Annotated in this window: 16 protein-coding genes, 1 tRNA gene and 2 pseudogenes; 6 read left to right on the top strand and 13 right to left on the bottom strand. The window is 68.0% G+C overall.

What is annotated here, in order from left to right:
* Both QOZ86_RS16865 and QOZ86_RS16860 read right to left on the bottom strand, forming a co-directional pair.
* Nucleotides 1-266: pseudogene (locus tag QOZ86_RS16865) on the bottom strand (ISL3 family transposase); the annotation flags it as partial.
* Between the two features lie 250 nt (nt 267-516).
* A complete protein-coding gene (locus QOZ86_RS16860) occupies nt 517-1,512 on the bottom strand; it encodes a PIN domain-containing protein (RefSeq protein ID WP_284493128.1) in 996 nt (331 codons plus the stop codon).
* 11 nt (nt 1,513-1,523) lie between these two features.
* Here QOZ86_RS16860 and QOZ86_RS16855 point away from each other — a divergent pair, with 11 nt between their 5' ends.
* Entirely contained in the window at nt 1,524-1,793 is a 270-nt protein-coding gene (locus QOZ86_RS16855; protein ID WP_284493127.1) for a hypothetical protein, read from the top strand.
* Between the two features lie 300 nt (nt 1,794-2,093).
* Here the strand turns inward: QOZ86_RS16855 and QOZ86_RS16850 are convergent, their stop codons facing one another.
* From QOZ86_RS16850 to QOZ86_RS16825, 6 genes are read right to left on the bottom strand one after another with little or no spacing between them, the layout of a single operon-like run.
* Nucleotides 2,094-3,533: an AAA family ATPase gene (locus QOZ86_RS16850; protein ID WP_284493126.1), complete on the bottom strand. Its 1,440-nt coding sequence runs from the start codon at nt 3,531-3,533 to the stop codon at nt 2,094-2,096.
* Nucleotides 3,523-5,316 (bottom strand): ATP-dependent nuclease, encoded by a 1,794-nt coding sequence (locus QOZ86_RS16845; protein WP_284493125.1) that lies wholly within the window; start codon nt 5,314-5,316, stop codon nt 3,523-3,525. The genes QOZ86_RS16850 and QOZ86_RS16845 overlap by 11 nt, the downstream gene beginning before the upstream one ends.
* Nucleotides 5,313-6,023 (bottom strand): M48 family metallopeptidase, encoded by a 711-nt coding sequence (locus tag QOZ86_RS16840; RefSeq protein ID WP_284493124.1) that lies wholly within the window; start codon nt 6,021-6,023, stop codon nt 5,313-5,315. Before QOZ86_RS16840 ends, QOZ86_RS16845 begins: the two co-directional genes overlap by 4 nt.
* A complete protein-coding gene (locus QOZ86_RS16835) occupies nt 6,020-9,325 on the bottom strand; it encodes a type I restriction endonuclease subunit R (protein WP_284493123.1) in 3,306 nt (1,101 codons plus the stop codon). Before QOZ86_RS16835 ends, QOZ86_RS16840 begins: the two co-directional genes overlap by 4 nt.
* Nucleotides 9,322-10,512, bottom strand: a complete 1,191-nt coding sequence (locus QOZ86_RS16830) for a restriction endonuclease subunit S (RefSeq protein ID WP_284493122.1) — start codon at nt 10,510-10,512, stop codon at nt 9,322-9,324. The genes QOZ86_RS16835 and QOZ86_RS16830 overlap by 4 nt, the downstream gene beginning before the upstream one ends.
* Nucleotides 10,505-12,907, bottom strand: coding sequence for a type I restriction-modification system subunit M (locus QOZ86_RS16825; protein WP_284493121.1), 2,403 nt, complete (start codon nt 12,905-12,907; stop codon nt 10,505-10,507). Before QOZ86_RS16825 ends, QOZ86_RS16830 begins: the two co-directional genes overlap by 8 nt.
* A gap of 1,464 nt (nt 12,908-14,371) precedes the next feature.
* Between QOZ86_RS16825 and QOZ86_RS16820 the strand changes: the two genes are divergently transcribed.
* The 3 genes and pseudogenes from QOZ86_RS16820 to QOZ86_RS21270 form a co-directional block, all read left to right on the top strand.
* Nucleotides 14,372-15,604, top strand: coding sequence for an IS110 family RNA-guided transposase (locus tag QOZ86_RS16820; RefSeq protein WP_284493120.1), 1,233 nt, complete (start codon nt 14,372-14,374; stop codon nt 15,602-15,604).
* A 346-nt stretch (nt 15,605-15,950) separates the two neighbouring features.
* Nucleotides 15,951-17,039 carry a Swt1 family HEPN domain-containing protein gene (locus QOZ86_RS16815; protein WP_348637986.1) on the top strand — a complete coding sequence of 363 codons (1,089 nt, stop codon included), beginning with the start codon at nt 15,951-15,953 and terminating at the stop codon, nt 17,037-17,039.
* A 772-nt stretch (nt 17,040-17,811) separates the two neighbouring features.
* A pseudogene (locus QOZ86_RS21270) lies at nt 17,812-18,837 on the top strand (tyrosine-type recombinase/integrase); the annotation flags it as partial.
* Between the two features lie 200 nt (nt 18,838-19,037).
* Here the strand turns inward: QOZ86_RS21270 and QOZ86_RS16805 are convergent.
* Both QOZ86_RS16805 and QOZ86_RS16800 read right to left on the bottom strand, forming a co-directional pair.
* A tRNA-Ala gene (locus QOZ86_RS16805) sits at nt 19,038-19,110 on the bottom strand.
* Between the two features lie 107 nt (nt 19,111-19,217).
* Nucleotides 19,218-20,003, bottom strand: a complete 786-nt coding sequence (locus QOZ86_RS16800; protein ID WP_284493118.1) for a M23 family metallopeptidase — start codon at nt 20,001-20,003, stop codon at nt 19,218-19,220.
* 461 nt (nt 20,004-20,464) lie between these two features.
* Between QOZ86_RS16800 and QOZ86_RS16795 the strand changes: the two genes are divergently transcribed.
* Both QOZ86_RS16795 and QOZ86_RS16790 read left to right on the top strand, forming a co-directional pair.
* Nucleotides 20,465-21,598 carry a CDP-glycerol glycerophosphotransferase family protein gene (locus tag QOZ86_RS16795; RefSeq protein ID WP_284493117.1) on the top strand — a complete coding sequence of 378 codons (1,134 nt, stop codon included), beginning with the start codon at nt 20,465-20,467 and terminating at the stop codon, nt 21,596-21,598.
* 4 nt (nt 21,599-21,602) lie between these two features.
* Nucleotides 21,603-22,400, top strand: a complete 798-nt coding sequence (locus QOZ86_RS16790) for a phosphocholine cytidylyltransferase family protein (protein WP_284493116.1) — start codon at nt 21,603-21,605, stop codon at nt 22,398-22,400.
* Nucleotides 22,401-22,422: 22 nt separating this feature from the next.
* Here QOZ86_RS16790 and QOZ86_RS16785 read toward each other — a convergent pair whose 3' ends face one another.
* The 3 genes from QOZ86_RS16785 to QOZ86_RS16775 all read right to left on the bottom strand — a co-directional run bounded on the left by QOZ86_RS16785 (nt 22,423) and on the right by QOZ86_RS16775 (nt 24,963).
* The gene (locus QOZ86_RS16785; RefSeq protein ID WP_284493115.1) at nt 22,423-23,499 is read right to left on the bottom strand and encodes a hypothetical protein; all 1,077 of its coding nucleotides are present in this window, start codon (nt 23,497-23,499) and stop codon (nt 22,423-22,425) included.
* 73 nt (nt 23,500-23,572) lie between these two features.
* On the bottom strand, nt 23,573-24,241 hold the full coding sequence (locus QOZ86_RS16780; RefSeq protein ID WP_284493114.1) for an SCO family protein: 669 nt from the start codon (nt 24,239-24,241) through the stop codon (nt 23,573-23,575).
* A complete protein-coding gene (locus QOZ86_RS16775) occupies nt 24,238-24,963 on the bottom strand; it encodes a YcnI family protein (RefSeq protein WP_284493113.1) in 726 nt (241 codons plus the stop codon). The genes QOZ86_RS16780 and QOZ86_RS16775 overlap by 4 nt, the downstream gene beginning before the upstream one ends.
* Between the last annotated feature and the right edge of the window lie 20 nt (nt 24,964-24,983).

Genomic DNA, 24,983 nt, shown 5'->3' with positions numbered 1-24,983 from the left:
CCACAACCGGAGCACCGGTAGCGGCGGATCGTGATCAGCAACGTGGTCGGTCGCCAGCCCAGCGGTTCGTGGGCCAGCCGCCGGGTCACGGTGTCCCGCGGCGCGCCCTCGCACCCGCAGCGACGGCACCACTGGTCGGGTTCGACGACCCGGCAGGCCAGGACCGCACGGTCTGAGGAGAGCCGCTGCCCGACGACCTCCAGACCCAGCTCGTCCAAGCCGGCGAACGTGGTCAGGTCAGGGCAGCCGAAGGTAGCGTCAGGCACGTCGAGGTCTTCCGGATGGGCAGCGTGAGAACTCCCATCATCGGAAGGCCTCGACCCCTACCCGGCCAACGACGCGCCGCCTCCCGCTACACCCTCAACTGCGAAGAGCCGCTTAAGGCACGGATAAGGCACGACCTCGAGCGGCCCAGGCTACGAACGCATTGTCCTATGGTTCGCTGCACTGCCGGTTGAAACCGGCTCTCCTACTTGAGGTGGCCGTCGGCTGGGCGCCACGGCTCCGGGATTGCCGTCATGTGTCGAGGAAGTCCCATTCGCTGCCGAGCACCCAGCGCAGGGCCGAAAGCTTGCCGTTGAGCATCCCCAGCTCGAAATCCGTGTACGGGCCCAGCTGACCAGGCTTTGTGTACAGCCCCTCAACACGCAGGCGCCCTGGCCCTGCAATCGCGAGTAGGCGCTCCAGCTCGGCGTCGTCCCCAGCGTCCTCAAGCCGGTACTCGTGCTGGAGGGAGCGGTGGTACCAGATGCGGTCGAACAGCTCCCGTTCTGCCACCACGATCTCGTCCAGCCGTCGGGGCTCCTCCTCGAAGTAGGTCTCCGCGAACAGCTCCTCGATCTCGTCGCCGAAGTAGTCCAGGAGGACCTGATTGAGGCCGTCGACTCCTAGCCCGTAGGTCGACCCCTCCACTGCGAACAGACTGGCGAGGTCAGGATGCGGCTGCCGCGCGTCTCCGCCGGGCAAGGAGAAGTCGTCGCTGTTGCTCGTGATGAACGCGTGCGGCTCGTGGTCCAGGTCGACGCCGCGGAGCGTCGTTTCGTAGAGCTCGATGAGCAAGGCGTCGGCGACACTGTTGCGGGACCGGTGGAACGGCGCCTGCTTCAAAAGGGCGCGCTCGACCACCCCGCGTTTCTCTTCGTCCCCTGGCTCGAGGCCACGGCCGGCTCGGAGCAGGTCGAGCACCTCGGCGAAGTTGCGGGTCGTCATGGCTCCGATGAGCGGCACATGGCGGGCAAGATCCGTGATGACCTTGAGCGCCTGCTCGTTGTCCGAGCCGCCGTAGTCGTCGAGGTCTTGCTTGATGAGCTTGAACCGCTGGGCGATGCTCGCCGTCATCGACGTCTCGACCCGATCTCGGTTCCGCTCGAACTCGTCGATGACGAGTCGTGGGACGAGCAGTTCGACCTGCCCCTGATGGGCGAGGACTCGGAGCGCGACGATCCAGCGCTGCCCGTCGCGGCGCTTGCACAGGTCCAGCCAGGTGGAGGTGTCAACGAGCAGATGGAGCACAACCTCACCGTATGGCCTACCCCGGAGCCGACATGGCCCAGTTGACCGAGGAGCAGAAGGCTCAGCGAGCGGCCGCCCGACGCGGCACTACTTTGGCGGCGGAGGAGGACGCCCTCCGGCGGGAGCGCAAGCGTCGGGAGTGGGACGCCGACGGCACCCAGCTCACCCGCGACGAGATCGAGGCCGGCGTTGGCTGTCGCGGCTGCGGCCAGCCCAGCATCGACGCGCTCGGCGACTGGCCGCTGCTCATGAAGCTGACCGACGATGAGAAGCGCGAGTAGGACGCCGCGCAGGCCGACTTCGCCGCCCGCCACAAGGACTGCCACAGTCACCGCAGGAGCGTTCCGGGCTCCCGGACGTTCACTGCGGCTACTGCAGCCCTCCCCCGCCGCTCAGCGCGCGGCAGCTGGAGCGGCTCGGCACGCTGCTCCGCGCAACCCGACCGGATCCGGCGGAGCTACGGACTTGGCGCCCGACCCTGACCTGCGATCACGTCATCGGCGTCCAGCAGCACGAGTCGCACGGGCAATGGACGACCGACTTGCAGCACTGCCCCACCTGCGATCAGACCCGCGGCGTCATCACCGCCGACTGTCACGGGGAGTGATCTGCGGGGACTTGCTTATGACCGTGACGGACTTGGAGCCGCGAGTCAATGCCACATACAGCTCGACGGCGGTGTATTGGTCGGCGTCAAGCAACACGACGTGCTTGTACTCAAGCCCTTTCGCCAGGAGGGGTCGAGTTACGATCCTCGACTCGGAGCGCCTTTCTGTCGTGCGGGCATGGTTACGAACCTTTGCCAGGGCCTCAACAACGCTCAGTCTTGGATCAAGTGTGGCGTGCTGCAGTGCGGCCAGCGCTTCCCGCCACGCTTCCCGGCAGTAGACAGTGACGCCAGGAAGCCGGGTGATGGTCTCGAGCGCCGCGCGGACGGTACCGGGCGATGGTGAACTCAAGATTTTGTTCACGGCATCAAACGTCGCCTGCAGCTCTGGCTTCCTCGTGCCGATCGGCTTGCTCGACGCCAACCGCGTGCGCGAAGCCGCGGGAAGATGAACGGCTACACCGGTTGCGCAGTTGACGGCAAACTGCACCACGCCACTCGCAAGAGCGGGCGGACCACTGTGATCGACCAGCGCACAGAAAGTCGCGGTGGCTTTTTCGTCGAGCGCCTCCATCACGGCGTACGTTCCTTGGAGGCGGCTAGCGACGGTCACGCAGTCGGGCCGGAACCTTCCAAGCGCAGCGACGGAACCATCATCGATCGGCACACCAAAGCAGACGCTGTTCTGCGCTTGAAGACCATCGGCTTGAATCCACTTAACAGGTGCGCCTACAAGGTCAACAGGCTGGCCAGTTTGAAGAGCTTCCCGAATTGAGAGCAGCCAGTCTCCCAGCTCAGAGTTGTCGTGCTGCCACCGCCAGGGTCGGTAGTCGACCGCCATATCCGGGAACGCCGCCAGCACGTCACTCCCCCACTGCACAGGACGGTTGGTGCCAAAGTCGAACAGGCCCTGCAGGGGGTCGCCGAACACCGCGGTTGGGACCGCGCCGACGATACCAAGGATGACGTTATGTTGATCGATCAGGCAATCCTGGTACTCGTCCACGAGGACTACCTGATAGCTGACGGAAAGCATCCGCCGCACAGCGTGGGTGCCTACAGCGCGGGCGGCCGCCTGGTGGTAGGCGCATGAGTTTGCCCAGACTGGAGCCTCGGGGACCTCCAGTCCTGCGAGTTGCGGGAAGTGGCGGATGAGGTCGAAGCACCAGGCATCAATGGTGCGAACAACAACGCGGTCTTTGGCTACGCCGAACTTGCGCATGCGACGGCGCAGCGCATCGACGCCGGCGTGCGTGTGGGTGAGGACGAGCGCGGTTCCGTCTTGCTTGGACACCTCGGAGACCACCGCAGCGATCAGCTCGGTCTTTCCCGTCCCAGCCGGAAGAGTGACTGAGCAAGGTAGCCCGTCAAGGACTGCGCGGACGGAGGGGCTTAGCTGATCCTCAGGCCGCATCCGAGCCACCGCTTGGCTGCGATTCCTCAGTAGCAACAGGCTCATAGGCGAACGCGAGGAGGCTGGTCACAACAGAGCCCATCTCGGTCTTAGACAGATGTGACCAGTTGGTCGCCACAAGTGCGGCAAGCTGTTCTCCCGCGTCCTCGCTTTTGAACCAGCCCTTCTTCTCTTCCTTGCCGCCGCCCGCGACCTTTCGTCCCACGGCAGACCCTGCGATAGCGTCTCGAACCGCCTCAGGCGTTCTGGTGGCCCCTAGGGCCCAGGCGGAAGGGTCCAGGCCCGCCAGGCTGGCCCCGTCCAGCCGGGCCTCGACGGACGCCCTCACGGATTCCTCCCCCTTGATCTCGGCGGCAAGCTGGACAAGTGAGTGGAGGCCTGCTTCATCCAGACAGCGAATGAGCTCATCCTCTAAGGCACGACCCTGCGTCCAGCGGATCACCCGGACGCCCTTCGCCTCGGCTGCCGCGACCTCCGTGTCGATCGAGGCGTCGTCGTTGTCTATGAGCACGGTGACGGGATAGCCAAGCTCGCCGAAGAGAGCACCCCTTCGCACGGCTTGGTTGCCTCCCCTCCCATCCACGATCGCCACGCCCAGAGTGGCACTGATGGGAAGCTGGTCCGCCCTTCGCCGGTTATCCGCCCGGCGAAGCAGGCCGCGGATAAGGCCAACTTCTGTCGCTCCCTCGCCGATTAGGATCCGCCGACCAAGTAGTGCAGATGGAGCGGCGCGGAGCATCCCCTGTACATCGTCGAGTTCCGCCGAAACGCGCTGGACGACCGTCTCCCCGGCTTCGCTGCGTACGACGTTGAGGTCCGAGGCTTGCATGCTCTCCACCGCTATAGGTGAGTGCGTCGTCAGTAAGACTTGCAGCTCTCCGGACGATGTCCGCTGGCTCAAGTAGTGCAAGACGTGAGCAAGCCGGTGCGGTTCGAGCCCGTGCTCAATCTCGTCGACGACGACGATGGAACCCCCCTCGACGGCCTGGTCCTGTATGGACAGGCTGGTCAGTCGCCGGGTTCCGAGCCCAAAGCCGGTCAACGGGATGTCCTCGTCATGGAGGATCAGCGAATGAGCAGATGACGCTCCGGTCGGCTCGAGGCCCGGACGGAGCCGACCGAACGGGGCGCTTCCCAGCCGACGAGCACTGGTCTGCGCCAAAGTCGCCGCTTCCATGAGCTGTTCCGGTGCCGCATCGAAGACCGCCTCTCGCGCCCCTCGTTGCGCTGCCAAGATGATGGAGGCGGCTCCTGAGCGGTTCTCGGTCAGTCCCGTCAACGCGGAGGTTCGCGCCCATCGAAGGTGAAGGTCGACCCGCTCGCCGACGCGGAAGAACCCGAGTCGAGCCCGCTGGGAGGCACTGATTGGGCGGCCCTCTTCGTCGCCGGGCCTCACCACTTCCCACGTCGGCTCTAGCTCATCGTTCACCGTCAGCCGAATGATGAGGCACTCTTCGGTGTCGTCGATCGGATCGTGCTCGAATGTGCCATCCGCTCGGATTCCCGAACGATCCTTGCCGAACTGACTTTCTTGGATCAGATGATCCGGCAGCTCAGTCACCGCCGCCTCGATGACGATCGGCTCCGAGGTGTTGCACCGATAGAAGTCGGCGTCCGTGAACTGAGGGCTGTAGCTCGGGCTTAACACCAGCCCGAGGGCGTCGAGCAGAGTCGTCTTTGTGGCGTCACCGGCCCCCACCAGGGCCACGAGACGCGGCTCGACGTTCCAGTCGCACCGCTTGATGCCACGGAAGTTCTGGACGGCAAGTCGGCGCACCCTCACGTCGCGATGTCTCCCATCCAGAGGCGGGACCCTTTTCGAGCCAGCTGGCCTTTTCGCTCCTCGTACTCCGGCATGGCTCGAGCGAGGAGCTGCCAGAACGCTGGCCCGTGGTGCGGCTCCCGGAGGTGGGCCAGCTCGTGGAGGAGGACGTAGTCCACCAGAGCCGGCGGGAGCTGGAAGGTGGCCCAGTGCAGGCGCACGCGCCCGTGCGCGGAGGCGCTGCCCCACTTGTGACCGAGGTCGGCCACCGAGATGGCTTCTGGCTCGACGCGGAGCCGTTCGGCCCAGGCCCGGGTGCGTGGCTTGAGCCAGGCCTCGCCACGCCGGCGATACCACTCGATGATCGGCTCAGCGCCGGCGTCGGCTTTCGCTCGCGGAAGCACCAGGCGTCCACGCTTTAACCGCACGGCCGACGCGTCGTCTGAGAGCTGCAGACGGTGGCTGCGGCCGAGGTAAGAGAAGCCCTCTCCGTCCACCATCTCCTTGGTGATCGGCTCGTGTTGGAGGGCCTCTTTCTCGGAGAGCTTGCGGTAGACCCAGGCCCGCTTGGAGACCAGAAACTGCTCGAGCTCATCGGGAGCCACGTCGCTGGCGGCCCGCAAGCAGAGCGAGCCGTCTGATTCGATCGTGAGCCGGGCCTTGCGACTGCTCCCGGCCCTCTCGACCGGGACTCGGATGCCATCGAGGTGGAGGACCAGCGCGTTCACGAGGCCCTCCCGCCGCCTACCCGCTCGGCGATCAACAGCTGGTTGGCCTTGGCCAGCTCCATAAGGCGGTCCGCGATGGCGGCTTGGTCCTCGAACGGGAACAGGTCGCGGTCATCGAGTGTGTGGATGAGTTCCTTGCGGAGGTCGTCTTGCGCGTGCGGGTTGTGCCAGAAGCGGACGATGCCAGCATGGTCGACGACCTCCACCACGATCCGCTCGGACAGGTAGACGAGGTCGATTCGGACTTCGGCGGGTAGATCGGCGCCGGTCGCGAACTCGGCCTCCAGCAGGCCGTAGAAGCGAGCCACCAGCGGATCGTGGTGGACGGCGTCCTTATCGACCTCGTCGGTGGCGGCTTTGAGCAGCTCTTCCAGCGCGAGCGTGAGGTCATCCCACTTGCCCGTGAGCCCCTTGAGGATCTCGTCAAGCCGCTCGGAGAGCTTCGTGTAGCGGGCCGGGTCCTCGTCGAAGTTCTTCCTGATGTGGAACCGCAGGGCGTGTTCCATCTCCGACGCCTTGGCCTTGGCTGACGTGAGGCCCTTGACCTTAGCGAAGAAGTCCGGGTCGGTCACCGACACTGGAGGGATCTTGGTGGCGATGTCCAGGGCCGTGACGTGCTCATCGATAAGCGCGCGCACCTTCTCGCCGTAGAGCGACGGGTCGAAGTCGCCGAGCCCGTCGTCGCGGTAGCGGCGACGCGCCACCTTCTGGATGACCCCGAACCGCTTGGCGTCGGGTACGAAGGGCAGCGCCTCCGGCCGCGGGAGGACGGTGTCGAGGGTGCTGAGGAACTGCTTGAGCAGCACACCGAAGCGGGCACGCAGCGCCTCATCGGCGAGCACCTCGACGCACGCTTCGATGTCCTCGTCCGCATCGAAGGTCTCGATGCCTGCCTGGGCGAAGACGGCGACCACGCGGTGGTGCCGGTCCCGCAGCTTCGGCACTTCGTCCTTGATGGACGCCAACGCGCCGACCGCGTCTTCGGCGTCTTCCGGCGCGTACGCCCGTAGGGCCCGCTGCAGGTGGGCACCGACGCCGAAGTAGTCGACGAGGAGTCCTGCCTGCTTGCCCGGGGCTGTCCGGTTGACACGGGCGATGGCCTGCAGCAGTTCGGCGTCCTGGATGAAGCGGTCGAGATAGAGCGCCTGCTCGACCGGGGCGTCGAACCCGGTCAGCAGCATTGTTCGAACGATCAGGAAAGCGATCGGGCTGGTCCGCTCCCCCGCCGGCCCGAGCGGCTTCTTGAAGTCGGCGATGACGGCGTCCTGGCGCGCCTTGTCCGTCCACTGAGCCCATGTGGGGTCGTCGTTGTGGCTGCCGGAGATCACTGGGACGAAGTCGAGGTCCCGGATGAGCGGGAGATGCGGCAGCGCCCGCACCAGCACCTGCGTGCGGCGGTCGAGCGCGTCGATATCCACGCTGCCGTCGAACGCTCCGGCCACGAGATGGTCGGGTAGCGCGCTGATCTGACCGACGAGGTCGTCACGTGCCTCGAGCAGTGCTGTGCGGTACCGGACAGTCGCCACGCGGCTGGTCGAGGCGAGCTGGGCCTTGAAGCCGCCCGGCAGGACGGTGGAGACGTAGTGCCACAGCATGGATCGGGCCTTGGCGGCGATTAGCTTCGGCGCTTCCAGGATCGCGCCCGTCGTGGCGTACCGCGTCTTGAGCTTCTCCAGCTCATCTGGTGTGTGCTCGTCGAACATGTCCTCGAAGAGCTCATCGAGGTCGCTGCCGCCGGCCACGGCTCCCTTCGCCGTGCGCCCCTCGTAGAAGATGGGGACGACGGCGCCGTCGCTCTCGGCCTGACGGATCGTGTACTTGTCGATGAACTCGCCGAAGATCGCCGTGGTGCGTTTCTTGCCCTCACGCATGATCGGCGTGCCGGTGAAGCCGATCTTGGCGGCGTTGGGCAGCGCGGCCATCAGGTTGGCGTGCAGGGTCGAGGTCTGAGAGCGATGCGCCTCATCGACCAGGATCACGATCGTCTCGTCAGTGTTCAGGACGCCGAAGGACTCCGGCGACTCGTCGTCGGCCAGCCGCCCGTCTTTGTCTTCGGCCTGCTGCGCGTCGGTGTCGCGGTACTTCTGGATCATGGCGAACACCAGGGCCGGCCCCTTCTCGGCCAGCACCTTGCGGAGCTTGCTTGCCTTTCGCGCGCGCTCCACACCCTCGCCCGAGAGCTTCGCGGTCTCGGCGAGCTGCTTCTCCAGGTCGGTGCGGTCGGTGACGACCACGACCTTGAAGGCCCGCAGCACCGGATCCGAGCGCATAGCCCGGACCAGAAAGACCATGGTGAGCGACTTGCCCGAACCTTGCGTGTGCCAGATCAGACCGCCGCGGCGGTCGCTCTCACCGTCCTGCTGCCGGGTCTTGCCCGTGCGCAGTCGCCGCAGTGCCCGGCCGACCGCGCGGTACTGCTGATACCGCGCCACGATCTTGACGCGCTTGCCGCCGGCCTCCGTGAACAGCGTGAAGTGCCGAACAATGTCCAGCAGGTTCGCGGGGCTGAGCATGCCGGCGACGAGTAGCTCCTGACCCGACAACTGCGACGCCGACTTGCCAAGCGACTGGGCAAGCTCGTCACGCGACAAGGGGGCGGGATCTCGCCACTCCAGGTAGTGCTCGGCCCCTGCCGTGAAGGTGCCGACCCGCGCCCTGTCCCCGTACGTGGAGACGACGAAGTGGTTGGTCCAAAACAGCTGCTCGTTGCCCTCAGGTGCGCCCAGGTCGCGCTGGTTGGCATACCGGCGGAGCTGGTTGATGCCCTCGGCCATGGGGTCGGTGACGTAGGGGCTCTTGCACTCGATCACGACCAGCGGGACGCCATTGACGAAGAGCACGACGTCAGGGACGACAAACTTCTTTGCCTGGCCGCCCGGCTCGTCGACCCGGAACTGGCTGATCGCCAGGAAGTCGTTGTTGGAGGGCTCGTCGAAGTCGATGAACCTGACGCGCTGCGTCCGCCCCTGGTCCCAGTCGGGAAGCCCTGCCACAGACACGCCCTCAAGAAGGCGCTCAGTCATCCGCTCGTTGAGTTCGATGAGCTTGCCTACTTCAGACCGGGTCAGTGATGAGACCGCCTCGGAGAGCCGGGACTCATCGAGCCATGGCCAGCCGTCAGGGCCAGGGTTGATCTTGCGCAGGGCTGCACGCAGCCGCTCCTCAAGTAGCGAGCCACGAAACGAGTCGCGCTCGGTCACCGACGGATCCGACTTCGAACCCTCGACGAGCTGCCAGCCGAGACCCGCCAGCTGGTCCAGCAGCGGCTTCTCGACCTCGGCGTATTCCGGACCCGGGGTCATGAGACCGCCCCGGCTGGCACCCGTACGCGCCCCATAAGGAGGTCATCCGCGAGCCCAAGTTTCAAGGCCTGAAGCTTCAGGAGCTCCCGCTCCTCAGCGAGGATTCGCTCCTCGACACATCGGTAGGCATCGACCATTCGCCGTTGGCGCACAAGGCTCGGCACCGGGACGCTGAACCGCTTCAACGCATGGATGGAAACTTCCGCTCGCGTCGTGCCCACGACAGCGAGGTCGAGGCGTCGCTGAGCTTCACGGCTCAGGAAGTACACACGCGCGAACTCCGGCAGTATCTTCCGTCCGAACCGGAGCCTCGCGAGCTCCCGGCTAATGTTTCCCACATAGTGCTCTGGCGCGACGCCTACGCGCCCGATGGTTCCTTTGATTGACAGAAGGACATCACCCGGAGCAACTCGACTCCTACGATACTGTGCGTCGATCGCCGGATCCGTTCGATGTAGACCGGTCTCAAAATCCCCGCCAACATCTCGGATTGACAGAACTGGGATGCCGCCGGCTACGAACTCTCCAGATTGCACGATGCCGTAACATATGTCGGCAGCACATAAAGCGCCTAGAGACTCCTGCGGCACATCCGAGGCTTCGGACACGAGAGTGTCGAGGACCCCTTCAGCTTGAGAAGCATATTTGGAGAGCATTGCGCGCGTTGTGCGGATTTGCTCGTCGATTAGGTCCAGAACCTCCGCGATCTTTCGCTGCTCCGCAAGCGGCGGAAGAGGAACCTCAATCTGAGCGAATTGACGTCCGGAGATCTCGAGGAAGGTCGTACCCGACGCACGGCGTATGAGCTCGCGCTTAAGCGTAGCAAATAGGTGATAGTAGAAATCTGGGTCGGCACGATGAGTGAAGGCGATCGACTTAAAGCCTTGGTTTGTCGTCATCGAGCCCGCAGTAAGGGCTACTGAACCAAGAGTCGCTCGCGTCGTTACCAGAAGGGCATTCGGCGGAAGTAGCCGCGCGCCCGAGCCTGCCAGCCCAGCGCTCGTTATTGCTTCTGCCGTGTCGGCCAGATACTTGCCCTTGAGATTAGTTAGCTCACCCGGCGTCACCCATGGGATATCGCCGCCCCAGTATTGAGCCACGTCGCGGGACGGGGTGCCGCCGCTGATGATCGCGGTTGCGATTCCGCTTACCGTTGTTAGTTCCCAGTCAGGAGGAAGCTCACGCATAGCCGAGTTCCTTGAGCATCCCGGCCAAGCCTGTTGCGGCAGCGTCACGCTCGTGTTCCAGCGTCGAGAGCGGCGTCCGGTACTTGTCCCACCAGGTCTCGAAGGCCGCGATCACCGCCAGGCGATGCCGGGTGATGCGGTCCTGGGCCTCGGCCAACAGGTCATTTTCCATACCGTCAAGCACGATCTGACGCGCGGCCGTGTCATCGAGCGCCGCGCTCCCTGCCGCGAGACGATCGGCGAAAGCGCCCTTCTCCGACTTGAATTGCTTCCTTACGGCCGTCAGCTTGCTCTTCAACTTCTTGAGTTCGGCCGGCGGGAGCGCGTCCTCGGTGGACTCCGTCTCTTCGTCATCATCCGAGGCGGTAGCCGCCTTGATCGTCGTGTCGAGCTCGGCCACCTCTGCTTCCAGGCCAGCGAGCTTTTCGAGGTACTCAGGAAGGAGTGCCTTAGCCACCTTGTGGTCAAGTGGGTCGACGGTGGACTTCTCTTCCTCCAGAGCATCAAGCACAGTGGCCACCCAAGCCTCGACGAGGCCCTTGTAGCCAAGGGTTGCGAGCGCCTTGAGGTCGGGCAGGCTGGCACCCCACCAGGAGGCAACGATGCCGCTGACTGCGAAGTGGTCGAGAAGAGGCGTCGCCTGTAGGGCCGACCGGAACGTTCCAATGAGGTCCTTACGGAGCTCAACAAGATCTGCGACGGTCTCCAGTTTGTCGAAGCGTGGCTCCTCGTACTTCCACCACCGCTCGATCGCCGCCTGCACAGCGGCCTCGGCAGCGACGATACCCGGGTCGCCTTGGACGAGCCGACGCAGGTCCCTCCGGTCAGCCACCACGTCGGCGTACTGCAGGTATCCCGCTGTCTTGGGGACGAGTAGGTGCTCCGGCTTTATGCCGTGTGCGGCGAACAGGTCGGCCTTGGCCTCGACCTCCCGGATCGGGATGCCGCCGTGCAGGTGGGCCCGGACATCCTGCGGCTCAGGTTCAGGCGTGGTGTCGACGTAACGACGAATGTTGAGGTTGTCGTCGTTCTCAGCCAGCTCCTTGCGGCTGACCACGCGAGCGAACCCGGGAACGTCCTCGAAAGCACGGAAGGCAGAGACGATCTTCTCGACATGCTCCGGCTCGAGGTAGTTCTGCGCCCTGCCTTCGCGGTAGTCGCGGTCGGCGTTGATGAAGAGCACCTTGTCCTTGCGCTCGGCCGGCTTCGACCCAACGGGACGCAGCACCAGGATGCAGGCCGGGATGCCTGTGCCGTAGAAGAGCTGCGGTCCGAGGCCGATCACCGCCTCAACCATGTCGTCGTTGAGTAGGCCCGTGCGGATCTTGCCCTCGTCGCCGCCGCGGAAGAGCACCCCGTGCGGCATGACGGTCGTGACCATGCCGCCAGGCCGCGTGACCGCCAGCATGTGCTGGACAAACATCAGGTCGGCCTTCTTGCCCTTCTCGGGCGTGTAGCCGTAGCGGAACCGCTCGGGGAAGGGCATCCCGTCGGCGGAGTAGTTCATGGAGAACGGCGGGTTGGTGATCACACGGTCGAACCGCTGAAGCTCTCCACCGCTGATGTGCGCCGGGTCCTCCAGGGTTCCGTCGTCGTTGTTGCGAAGGTCGGCGTCCGGGATGCCGTGCAGGAGCATGTTCATCTTGGAGATGGCCCAGACGCTGCCGTCGCGCTCTTGGCCGGCGAGGGCCAGGTTGCGGCCGTCGCCACCGCTCTCCTCGACATACTCCTTGGACAGGATCAGCATGCCGCCCGAACCCGTACACGGGTCGTAAACGCTCATGCCCTCGTGGGGATCAGCGATCTGAACCATGAGCCGCACGACGTCGCGGGGCGTGTAGAACTCGCCGCCCTTCTTGCCGGCCGAGTCAGCGAAGTCGCGGATCAGGTATTCGTAGGCGGCACCGAGCAGGTCCGGGAACTCGAAGTCCTTCTGGCGCAGCAGGACCTTGTTGAAGTGCATGATCAGTTCACGCAGCTTCTTGTCTGACATCGACGACTGCCCGACCTTGCGGGTGAAGTCGATGTGCTGCAAGACGCCGTCCAGCGACCGGTTCTCGTGCTCCAGCGCTTGAAGCGCCTTGTTGAGCTCGCTGCCGACCCCGTGGTGTGCGTGATCGCGGATCTGCGCCCAGCGGGCGCGGCCAGGGACGTAGAAGGTCTTGTAGAACGACGGCGACTCGGCGCGCTGTTCGGCCTCGGCCTGCGAGCGGCCGCGGGCCAACTGCTCGGCGACCACCTGCTGTCGCTCGTCCTCGAACTGATCCGAGGCGTACTTCAGGAACAGCATGCCGAAGATGTATTCCTTGTACGCGGAGGCCTCCATCGAGCCCCGCAGCACGTCGGCCGCGGCGAAAAGGTGCCGCTCCAACTGGGGCAGCGTCAACCGCGCCATCAGCTCGCGCTCCCCTCGACGAGTCGCTCAACCTGGAGCGAACGGCACAAGGCGCCGACATCCTTCGGCATTAGCACGGACCAGAACGACATCAGACTGCTCGTCCTCCCAGGTAGCGGACGGAGGTCCTGCCGGATCCACGGACGGTCCCGGCGGGGCTACACGCAGCGACCCTATGCGTGCCCACCGACAGGACGGCGCAGCAACGCTTGTCCACGGGCCTATCGAGACGCCGCGACAGCGGCAAGAGCAAGCGCATGTTCGACTCGATCTCCTGGGCCGAGCCCTCCAGCGCCAATGCTCTCTCGCCGGTCTCACCAAGATCACGAGCCGACACACGTCTTGCATCTCGGGCTGAGATCTCGTGGTGACGGATTACAGGAGGATCGCCAGCAGACTGAGGACATGGGAACCAGCGGCGCCCCTGAGTACCGCGCCCGACGGCGGGCGCGCGAGCAACAACGCCGCGAGCGTCAACGTCGCACCCCGGAGGAACACCCTCGTCCGGAGCGGGCCGCCCCCGCGGCGGACGGGCCGGAACGACGCACTGCCGCGACGACCTGCGGGTGGTGCGGTGGACCGATCACCCCGCGCAGCCGCGGTCCGATCCCCAAGTGGTGCTCGGCCACCTGCCGCCACCGGGCCTGGGAGCAGAGCCGCGCCGCGACCTCCGGCAGGGCGGCGGTGCAGGTGGTCGAGCGGCGGGTCGAGATTCGTGTCCCCCTCGAACCGACCCGCCGGGACTGGCCGAGGTTGCTCGGCGAACTCGCCGGTCACTTGGATGACGGCCACGTCTACGACCGGGATCTGCCCGCCCTTGGCCGGGCGCTGGAGCCCGTCCTGCGGTCCTACCGGCGGCGGGCGCGCTAGAGCGGCGCACCTGACCTCACCTGAGCGCCCGAAGGCGGAGCTCCCGTATTGCTCCTGTGAGGCACCGGCGCCGACGGTGACGTCCGGACAGTTCGTCGTGGAGCGGGGGTGACGGGGCGGTGGCGACCCGACCGGCCGACGTCACCCCAACCGCCGCGCCACTGGCCCTCGCTATCGACATGACTCCCGGCCCTGTCGGACGGCAGGGCCCTTTGCCCGCGAGGCACGCCACGCGGAGAGGTGCACCGATCGGTTCGAGGGGTAGCGCGCGCCGGTGACGCCCCCGAGGGCTTGCCGGTCGGCAGCTGACCACACCCCTGTCACCCGCGTCGTCGCCTTCGCGTCACAACGGATTGCGCAGCCCTGGATGCATGAGGTGTAACGGCTTGCGATCTTGAATCGCTGGCCCTGGGGATGAGAATGCTCCTGTCGTCCGGCGACGTCGCGACACATTGGTGCGGGCGAGCCCGTTGAGGTGTATGGCGCGGGGTTCTCGGGTGCCTCTGATTGCTGCCGAAGAGCGCGTGGGTCTGTGTCCAGGTAGAGAACCCTCCGGGCGACGCCGACCCCTGTTGTCTATGGGAGGTGATCAGGGTGGAGGTCCTGTTCGAGCGGGTCGCCGGGCTGGACATCGGCAAGGCGTCGGTGACCGTCTGCGTGCGCATCCCCGGCCCGGGCGGCCGGCGGGTGAGTGAGACGCGGACGTTCAAGACGACGACGCGGGCGCTGGGGGTGATGCGGGACTGGCTACTCGAGCGCGGGGTGACGATCGCGGCGATGGAGTCGACCTCGACTTACTGGAAGGCGTCGTTCTACTGCCTGGAGGAGGTCATGGAGGTGTGGTTGCTCAACGCCGCGCACATGAAGGCCGTCCCGGGGCGCAAGACCGACGTCAAGGACGCCGAATGGATCGCCCAGCTGCTCGAGCACGGGCTGCTGCGCCCGTCGTTCGTGCCGCCCCCGGACATCCGCCGGCTACGGATGCTGACCCGCTACCGGGTGCAGCTGATGGGCGACCGCACCCGGGAGGCAACCCGACTGGAGGGCATGCTGGAGGACGCGTCGATCAAGCTGTCCGTCGTCGCCTCGAGCCTGACCACCGTCTCGGCGCGGGCGATGCTCGCGGCGCTGATCGACGGCGAACGCGATCCTCGGGTGCTTGCCGACCTGGCCAAGGGCAAGATGCGCGCCAAGATCCCGGAGCTGACCGAGGCGCTGATCGGTCACTTCGACGCCGGCCACGCGCAGCTGGCCCGCTCCATCCTGGGCCGACTGGACGCGGTCGAGGCCGACCTCGCCGAGCTGGACGCGGTGATCGCCGCCGCCTGCCAGCCCTGGGCGCACCACCTGGAGCTGCTGCAGACCATTCCCGGCGTGGGGCCCAAGGTCGCCCAGGTGATCCTCGCCGAGACTGGCGGGGACATGTCTCGCTTCCCCTCCGCGGCGCACCTGGCCGCCTGGGCCGGAGTGGCGCCGGCGGTCTACGAGTCGGCCGGCAAACGCAGTCCTACGGGAGCCCGGCACGGCAACAAGTGGCTGACCACCATGCTGGTTGAAGCGGCCGCGGCGACCGCCCGGATGAAGGGCACCAACTACCTATCGACCCAGCATGCCCGGCTCACCGCCCGGCGCGGGACGGGCCGCGCCCAGGTCGCGGTCGCCCACTCCATCCTCGTCTCGGCCTACTACATGCTCAAGAACGACGAGCCCTACCGCGACCTGGGACCGGACTGGCTGGCCCGGCGAAACACCGAGGCCCACACCCGCCGGCTGGTCGCCCAGCTGGAGAAGCTCGGCCACACGGTCGTCCTCGACCCGGCTGCCTGACCTAACTGCAGAAGTACCGGAGGACGGGCTCCGCCCGCCCCGCGCTGACGCGCGCCTGCAACTCACCTATTCACGGGTCTGTGTCGGCTCGCGATCGTGTGCGATCGGGTAGCTGCGAGGGGAGCGGGCAACTGGCCGGGGACGGGCACCCGCTGCTGAGCAAGGGGTTCTGTGACGGTAGCGCCGAGTTGTTCGAGGAGGCCGCACCGGCCTTCGAGAATCGATACGGGGGGTGAGGAGACCTCCCAGACTCCCGGGCGCTACCCCGTGGAGCTGGCTGGCTCCCTAGCGCACCGCACTCCCTGGCGCACGGGAGTCTCAGCGCCGGGGCGCGCAGCGCGGTGAAGTGTCGTACAACGAGGCAGTGGTTGACGAAGACCCAGAGCCATCCTGGACCAGCGACTCAGCTAGTGATCGCGCTCTGCGCGCGGCCACGGTTGGGGCCGGGGTCCTACCTGCTAGGTCTGTCGCCCTATACGCGCGGTGGTGGCAGCTCGAGACGTGGCTCCGGGAGCTGATCTATGTCGAGTTGCGCGCGCTGTACGGCAGCTCATGGGGCGACGCGGTCAAAGTGGCGACGGGGCGCCAGACTCAGGACGCAGCCTTCACCCACATGGCGAGCGCGGACAGCAACAACCCTCTGGCCTATCTCGACTACAGCCAGCTGCTGCAGGTGATCGCGGCACATTGGGATCAGTTCGGCTACGCGCTCATCCGACGGCCCTCCTGGGAGGCCCACCAGGAGGAGCTAACCCGTATCCGGCATCGAATCAGCCACATGCGCCGCTCACACCCGGACGACCTGAGTCGCTTAGAGCAGACGCTGCGAGACTTGGAACGAGGCTCGTTCCTGGCGCTTGCCTCCTACAACGACAAGCGCACCCCCGGCCGGATTGACCCCAGCGACCCAGTAGCAGTCGGCTGGCTTGGCGGCCAACACGACGACGCGCGACGCCTGATTGGCCATGCCCGCGGTCAGTACGACACCTCGCTCCTACTGCGCAAGAGTCGTCGCCCGTGGAGCCGTGAGGATCTCGACGTGCCGGCGCGGCCCGGGCAGTTCTGGCATGCCGACTTCATCCTGCGAGGCCGCCACGTCGATGCGCGACAGCTCTGGCACTACGACTACATGGTCGAGGTGCGTCCCCTGCTTGTGCACATGCTCGCCGACAACCCCTGGCGCGTCGAGTTCACCTTCGCAGCAGTCGACGACGGCCAAGCCGTTGCTGATGCCATCGGCAAGGTCTTCGACGCCGTGCTCCTGGTCTCCAGGAGCGGACCCCTCAGCGAGGAGCAGGAGAGGCGATGGGAGCACCGAGTTAAGAGCAGTCCCGACTTCCGCCTCTTGTCGGGGACGGGCTGGAACATCGTCGACGAGACGACGGTGCCGATCAGCCTGTTCGGTGCAGGAGCGAGCGTTGAGACGGCCTACTAGCTGTCTTCCTCAAGCCCCGTACCGCTTACGTCCAGGCCTGTGGGTGTGGCTACCGAACAGTCCCATGCGCACGGTCTGCCCGCGCCCGCGATCTACGCCTAGCACGCCGAGCCCCGGATCGTGCGGACCTCGTCGAGCGGGACCCTCGATGCCTGCGCTGCGACCGCATGACACCGCCCGAACTGCTTGACGTACTGGAGGAAAACCGGAGACGCGCCGGAGCAGGTCAGGAGACCGAGCAACTCGACGACCGTCGGCCCCAGGTGACCAGGAGCTCGGACAGCAGGGACTGGAGAAAAACAGGAGCTTGGCCCGGCACTGTCACCAATGGGCCGGGAATGGCGCCTTCTCCAGGTAGGCGTGCGGCGCCGGCCGTCGCCGGCGCACGAGGCCACGCGACGAGGAGGGCGATATGAGCGACGCGCAGCGACCTCAGGAGCCGGTCTCCAGCGACCCGCTGCTCCTCACACCCGAGGAGGCCGCCACGGTGCTCCGCCTCGGGCGCACGACGGTCTACGCGCTGATGAAGGCTGGCGACCTGCGCCCCGTCCACATCGGCCGGAGCTGCCGCCTCTCCCGCAGCGAGCTCGAACGCTACGTTCGCGGCCTGGAAGCCCCCCGCACGCTGCGCCGGGCCCGGACCACCACGGACCAGCGTGAACTCTTCGAACTCGGCCCGACGTCGCCCGATGCCGCGTGAGTCCACAACCGCTCCGCCGGTCTCAATCGCTCGGCCAGACTGACACTCCAGCCCACGACCCAGGGGTGACCAATGGCGGGACGCGCCTCGAACGGCGAGTCGACGATCTACAAGGGCGCCGACGGGCGCTGGCACGGCTACGTCTCCGTCGGTTTCACGCTCGACGGAAAGCTCGACCGCAGGCACGTCAGCAGCAAGAACCGCGGCGTCGTGGTCGCAAAGGTCCGAGACCTCGAGCGCAAGCGCGACGCCGGGACGGTCGGCGAGACGTCGACCCCGACCGTTGCCTGGTGGCTCGAGCACTGGCTGACCACCATCGCGCCACGCCGGGTGCGACAGCGAACGCTGGAGAGCTATGAGTCCGCCGTCCGCCGGCACCTGATCCCCGGCATCGGCCGCCACCGAATGGACCGGCTGCGCCCCGAGCATCTCGACCAGCTCTACACCGCGCTCCTCGACGCCGGCTACTCCCCCGCCACCGTGCTGCGCCACCACCGGATCCTGTCCCGGGCGCTCACGGTTGCGGTCCAGCGCGGACACGTCCCCCGCAACGTCGCCGCCCTCGTCGACCCGCCCGCCCAGCGCGCCAGCGACATCGCCACCGCCCTCGACCTCGGCGAGGCCCGCGCCGTCCTCGAAGCCGCGACGCACGTCCGCAACTCCGCTCGCTGGACCGTCGCCCTCGCCCTCGGCCTGCGGCAGTCCGAGGCCTTGGCGCTGCAGTGGAAAGACATCGACCTGCTCACGGGCACGCTGACGGTCCGGCGGAGCATCCACCGGGTCCGCGGCGGCGGGCTGATCTACGAGGAGCCCAAGACCCGCCGCAGCCAACGCACGCTCGCCCTGCCGATGCCTCTCGTCGGCGAGCTGCACCGGCACAAGGCCGCGCAGCTCGGCGAGCAGATGCTGGCCGGCTCCGAGTGGCACGACGAGGACCTGGTCTTCGCCCAGCCCAACGGCCGGCCGATCGACAAGAAGACCGACCATGACGACTGGACCCGGCTACTCCAGGCCGCCGGCGTCCGGCACGTCCGTCTGCACGACGGCCGGCACACCGCGGCCACCTTGCTGCTGAGCGAGAACGTGCACCCGAGGGTGGTCATGGAGCTGCTCGGCCACAGCCAGATGCGCACGACCATGGACATCTACAGCCACGTCATGCCGGCACTGGCCCGTGAGGCCGCCGACCGGATGAGCGCCCTGCTGCTGCCGGGTAAGGGTGGGCAAACTGCAACCACAACTGCAACCAGAGACGACTCAGGCCGCTCTCCAGATGGAGAACGGCCTGGTCATCGGGGTGGAGCTGAGGGGACTCGAACCCCTGACCCCCACACTGCCAGTGTGGTGCGCTACCAGCTGCGCCACAGCCCCGAACCCGGCCCGATCTGGTGCGTCCGAGCCGGGAACGACTGTACAGGGCCATCCCTACGGCCCCGCACAGGGGTGGCCGGGTGTCGCCGCCCGGCCATGCCCCTCGGTCAGACCTCCACGCCGCGGGCAGCCAGCCACCGGACCGGATCGACCCGTTTCCCGTCGAGCCCGCCCTGGTGCACCTCGAAGTGCAGGTGCGGGCCGGTCGACTGACCACGGTTGCCGAGCAGGGCGATGGTCTCCCCCGCCTCCACGTACTGCCCGGGCTCGACCAGGATCTTGTCCATGTGGCCGTAGACGGTGACGTCGCCGTTCTCGTGCAGGATCTGGATCACCAGCCCGAAGCCGCTGGCCGATCCGGCCCGCAGGACCACTCCGTCCATGGCGGCGTACTCCGGCGTTCGCATGGGCGCGGCGAGGTCGATGCCGTAGTGGAATGTGCCCCAGCGGCTGCCGTAGCCACTGGTGAGACGCGCGCCGGTGACCGGCAGCACCGCCTTCGGGCGGGCGGCCTCGGCCGCGGCGGCGGCTTCCGCGGCCTGCCGCTGGGCCCGGGCGGCGCGGGAGGCGGCCACCTCCTGGAGGCGGGCCTGGGCCTCGGCGACGGAGATGGACGCCTGTGGGTGGACCTCGACGCCTTCCTCGGTGGTGAGCAGGGCATCCTGGGCGTCGAGCACGGAGGTGGCCTCGGCCGAGGCCACCGGGGCGCCGGGCAGGCCGATGCCGGCGGCCAGGACCCCGCCGAGGAGCAGCGCCCCCAGGAGCATCGCCGGGCTGCGGCGCGCCTGCGTCCGGGCGGGGCGGCGAGCCCGCCGGGCTGCGGCGCGACCCGACGGGGCCTGCACCGCGCCGAGCAGCTCCGTCGGGGGCACCTGGCCGAACGCTGACTCCATGCACCTGCCCGTCTCGCGATCCCGACGTACAGCCCGATCGGGCTGCACACATCGAAACATTCCGTGACCCGTTCGTAACCGGGTGTACGGCGCGTCGCTCGCGACATGCCGTCGTGAACCGCACCACAGGACGCTTCCGTCCCACCCGTGGCAGGAACTACTGACAGCGATGTGATTCCTGCGGGAACCTGCGGGTCGTGGAGGCTGCCGTTGCGGGCCGGAGGGGCTCCGTTTCCTCCGGGTCACGATCGGGCATGATGACTCCTCCGACGACAACAGTTGGGGCCTGCCCGGGTCCACCGAAATGACGTCGGACATCCGCACGACGCCGTTGCTCGTGGTCGCCACGCCACTTCACGCCGTGCCCTGCCCGATCCGCGATCCGTCGCGACGACACTGGAGAAGAGGGATGCGTTGACGCCGTGGAGATGCGGGAACCTCACCGTCGCAGGAACTCCGCAGTGAGGATCGCCTACTACACCTTCCGCGGCCAGTTCGCCGACAGCCCCCGGGCGATCTACGAGGCACTCGCGACGCGTCTGACCGGCGACGTGGAGCACACCTGGTTGTGCACCGAGGAGACGCGGCACCTGTTCCCCGCGGACGTCCGGACCGTCCGCGCACGCACCGACGACGCGATCGGTGCACTCGAGGCAGCCGACCTGGTGATCGCCAACGACTGCATCTCCATGCCGTGGAGCAAGAAGCCGGGCGCCACGTACGTCCAGACGTGGCACGGGACCCCGCTCAAGCGCATCCACCACGACGTGCCCGACGCGCCGGAAGGCTGGCTCACGCTGCCCGACCTGGACGTCGCGCGGTGGGACCACCTGCTGTCGCCCAACGCGGCCTCGTCGGAACGGCTGCGCCGGGCGTTCGGCTTCCGCGGGCCGGTGCACGAGACCGGCTTGCCGCGGAACGACCTGCTGAGCTCCCCCGCGCGCGACGTCGTGCGCGCGCAGGTCCGCGCGGCGCTGGGCATCGCCGATCACCAGACCGTCGTGCTCTACACCCCGACGTGGCGGGACGACCTGGTGTTCGACCGGTCGGCGCGCGACTTCCAGCTCGCCGTCGACCTGGCTGACTTCCGCCGCCGGCTCGGCCCCGACCACGTCCTCCTGCTCCGCCTCCACCACATGGTGTCCGACCGGCTGACGGCCGTGGAGTCGAGCCACGCCCTGGACGTCTCGCGCCATCCGGACGTCACCGAGCTCTACCTCGCGGCCGACCTGATGGTCACCGACTACTCGTCGGCGATGTTCGACTTCGCGATCACCGGCAAGCCGCTGGTCTTCTTCACCTACGATCTGGAGCGCTACCGCGACCAGCTGCGCGGCTTCTACTTCGACTTCGCCGACGTCGCCCCCGGCCCCCTGCTCTCCACCAGCGCCGAGGTCATCGACGCGATCGCCGGGATCGACGCGGTCACCGCCGCGCACGCCGAGCGCTACGCCCGGTTCCGCGAGACGTTCTGCCACCTGGAGGACGGCGCCGCCACCCGGCGCGTCCTCGACCTGATCCTCCCGGCCGCGACCGCGCCCGGGCAGACCAGCACCACCACCCCTGAGGGAGATGATGTCCGTGCGGACCGGTGACCGCGTGTTCGACCCCGTCCGCCGGGGTCTGTTCCCCTATCTGACCCGCACGCCGGCGGTCCGTCGGTCGGCCTCGTCGGTGCAGGTCGTCATCCTCGCCGCCGGGATGGGCACCCGGCTGGGCCGGCAGGAGCCCAAGCCGCTGACCCGGCTCAACGACGGGCGCAGCATCCTGCAGCGTCAGCTCGACGGGCTGCGCACCGTCCTCGGTGCCGACGTGTCGATCACCGCGGTGGTCGGCTACCGCAGCGACCTGGTGATGCAGGCCGCCCCCGACCTGCTGTTCGCCTACAACCCCGACTTCGCCGTGACCAACACCTCGAAGAGCCTCCTCCGCGGGCTGCGCAGCACCCGCGAGGGCGGCGTCCTGTGGCTCAACGGAGACGTCGTGTTCGACCCGGCGGTGCTCGGGCAGACGCTGCCCCAGCTCGCGGCCGACCAGAGCTTCGTCTGCGTCGACACCAACACCGTCGCCGAGGAGGAGGTCAAGTACACCCTCGACGGCGACGGCTACATCCGGGAGCTGTCGAAGGCCGTGCGCGGGGGGCTCGGCGAGGCGGTGGGCATCAACTACGTGTCCGCCGCCGACAAGGCGACCCTCGTCGCGCACCTGGACGCCTGCTCGCACGAGGACTACTTCGAGCGGGGCATCGAGACGGCGATCGCCGAGCGCGGCCTGCGGGTGCGGGCGGTGGACATCTCCGGTTACGACGCCGTCGAGGTCGACTTCGAGGGGGACCTGGCCCGGGCCAACACCCTGCTCGGCGGCCAGGCACCGAACATCGTCGCCGAGATCGCCTGATCCCACCCCGCGGGAACCGCCGTCAGGCCACCGGCACCGGTCGGTCGGCGCCGGTTCCCGCGGGTACGGCACGGCCCTCGCGGAACCGGCGCACGGCGGCGATCCCGCCGATCACGAGCCCGATGCCCAGGGTCGCCAGCAGCCCCACCGCGACCCGGGCGACCGACTGCGGCCCGGCGGAGAGCACGTTGGCCGACCACAGGACGTCGACGTCGGGCAACCCCTGCACCAGCAGCAGCCAGCCGGTGACGACGGCCAGCAGGCCGGTCATCGCACCCTTGCCGCGCCATGCCGCTCGCGCGCCAAGGACCGCGCACAGCAGCGTGGCGCCGGCCGGGAGCAGCGCGGAGACGACCGCGCCGAGGTGGGAGCCGGTGGTCACCGAGGGCTCCGGCGTCGCCAGGGCGTGCCACAGTGCGCCCAGCGCACCGACGCCGAGCAGGGCGCCCAGCAGCCGCGGTGTCCGGGCCACCAGCCCGGCGGCGACCGCCACCGCGAGCAGCCCCGCGACCAGCGGCCAGACCAGCCACGGCGAGGGCGGCGGGCTCCAGGTGAGCACCCCCGCGATCTCGGCCTCGACCTCCCCGTGCCGGAGCGGGACGATCCACTCGGAGATCACGTGTTCCCGCGTCGGGTCGGCGGCCACCTGCGGTGGCAGGACGTCCTCGCTCATCCAGTGCGTGCGGTGGTCGTGCCAGACGTACTCCGGCTCCGTCGAGACCTGCTCCCACCGGGGATCGGCGACCGGATCGGCGTGCTCGGGCAGCGTCGTCCGCCCGTAGCGGTCGAGATTGATGTAGGTGGCCGGGCTGTGCGCGTTGCGCCAGACGCCATCGGGCCCGATGCGCAGGTAGGGCTCGCCGGAGTAGCCCGGTACCAGGACCTCGGTACCGGAGCCGTTCACCAGCTCGAGCTCGTCCCCGAACTGCAGCACCCGCACGGTCACCCCGGTCAGCTCGGGGGTCACCGCGGCCAGCCGGCCGTCGAAGTCGCTCCCGGCCGCTTCACCGCCGGCGTGCGCCGACGCCGGGCCGGCCACCGCCAGCAGCGCCAGCAGACCGCCCAGGACGGTGAGTAGCCGGCCCAGCACGCGGGTCACTGGACCTCCTCGCCGGCGCTCGTCGGCCGCGTTCGCGCCGCTGCTGTGCCCATGCGTGAGCTCGCAAGCTCGCTCACCCGCCCGCCACCACGCGGAGGTCGTCGGCGATGTCGCGGGCGGTGTTCCCGGCGTCGAAGGCCACGTGCGCCGCGTCGTCGGCGCCGTACAGCAGCAGCAACGTCGAGTGCAGCCGACCGTTGTCCTCCGCCTGGGGCACCCCGGCTGCCAGCTGGGCCTTGTCGATGGCCGCTTGGTCACCGGTGAGCCCGACGAAGGACGTGGGCAGGTCGGCGTCGAACCGGTCGAGGTACTCCCCCAGCACCTCCGGGGTGTCGGTGGCCGGATCGGTCGTCACGAAGACCACCTGGACCTGCTCGGCCAGCTCCGGCTCCAGCCCGCGCAGCGCCACCGCGACGTCGGCCATCGTGGTGGGGCAGATGTCGGGGCAGTTCGTGTACCCGAAGAACAGCAGCGTGGGCTCGCCGCCGGTGGCCGCCTCGAAGTCGTACGGGGCCCCGGTGGTGTCGGTGAGGGTGAACGACGGCCGGCGGTAGGGCTCGGTCAGGTCCAGCCCGGCGTACTCGTCCTCCGGTGCCTCGACCACCGCCGGTGCGCCGGCGGAGTGGTCGTGCTCCCCGGTGCTGCCGTCCGCCGCGCCGCCGCAGCCGGCCACCAGCACCGTCGCGGTGAACAGCAGCGCCGGCAGGCAGGAACGGGATCGGCGGCGGGCTGCGGAGCTCACGACGACACGGTACGTCGGTTGGCCCGCACGCCGAGGACGACACCGGCGAGCGCCACCAGCAGCGCGAGGATCGAGAAGAACAGCGCCAGAGCGCCGGGGTCGTCGGTGTGCCCGTCGGCGTGGGCGTCGGCGGCCGGGTCCGTCGGCGCCGCGGCCGGCTCGGCACCGTCCGCGGCGGTCAGCGACAGCACCGGAGCGGGTCGCTCGGGCTCCGCCTGGCCGGCGACCGTCGGCTCGATCCACGCCGACTCGTCACCGTCGCTGTAACTCTGCACCGTGGGGAAGCTCAGCTGCTCGACGTCCGGGAAGGGGCCCCCGGAGAGGGCGAACTCCTGGAACTGGCCCGGCGCGATACCGGCACCCTCGTCGGCGCGGTACTCGACGAGCGAGACGTAGGAGCTGATCTCCTGCCCGTGGACGTCGATCGGCTCGGCGAGGTCGGTGGTCGTCGTCGTCACCGTCCAGCCCGGTACCGGCTGGGCGCGCAGCGACCCCATCGCGGCCTCCTCCGGGATCTGGATCCGCAGCGCGACGGTGCCGGCGGTGTCGCTCTCGTTGGGCACGCGGAAGGTGAGCTTCCCGTAGCCGCCGGGCGCGGCGTCGTCGGAGGAGACGGTGACGTGCGCGGAGGCGACGGAGGCGACGGCCACGCCGGCCACCAGGGCCGCACACAAGGCCAGCAGCAGGACGGCGACCCGGGCGAGCGGGCGGGGCAGGGACACGGAACTCCTCATGATCGGGT

It is taken from the genome of Blastococcus capsensis, assembly GCF_030165005.1.
GTDB classification, from domain to species: Bacteria; Actinomycetota; Actinomycetes; order Mycobacteriales; family Geodermatophilaceae; genus Blastococcus; species Blastococcus capsensis.
The sequence above is the reverse complement of the archived record's forward strand: the minus strand, read 5'-3'. Positions and strand labels throughout refer to the sequence as shown.

What these genes read in the sequence shown, in the direction of transcription:
- QOZ86_RS16855 (WP_284493127.1), top strand. Translation starts at nt 1,524, where the DNA reads ATGGCCTACCCCGGAGCCGACATGGCCCAGTTGACCGAGGAGCAGAAG.
- QOZ86_RS16850 (WP_284493126.1), bottom strand. Translation starts at nt 3,533, where the DNA reads ATGCGGCCTGAGGATCAGCTAAGCCCCTCCGTCCGCGCAGTCCTTGAC.
- QOZ86_RS16835 (WP_284493123.1), bottom strand. Translation starts at nt 9,325, where the DNA reads ATGACCCCGGGTCCGGAATACGCCGAGGTCGAGAAGCCGCTGCTGGAC.
- QOZ86_RS16830 (WP_284493122.1), bottom strand. Translation starts at nt 10,512, where the DNA reads ATGCGTGAGCTTCCTCCTGACTGGGAACTAACAACGGTAAGCGGAATC.
- QOZ86_RS16825 (WP_284493121.1), bottom strand. Translation starts at nt 12,907, where the DNA reads ATGGCGCGGTTGACGCTGCCCCAGTTGGAGCGGCACCTTTTCGCCGCG.
- QOZ86_RS16800 (WP_284493118.1), bottom strand. Translation starts at nt 20,003, where the DNA reads ATGGAGTCAGCGTTCGGCCAGGTGCCCCCGACGGAGCTGCTCGGCGCG.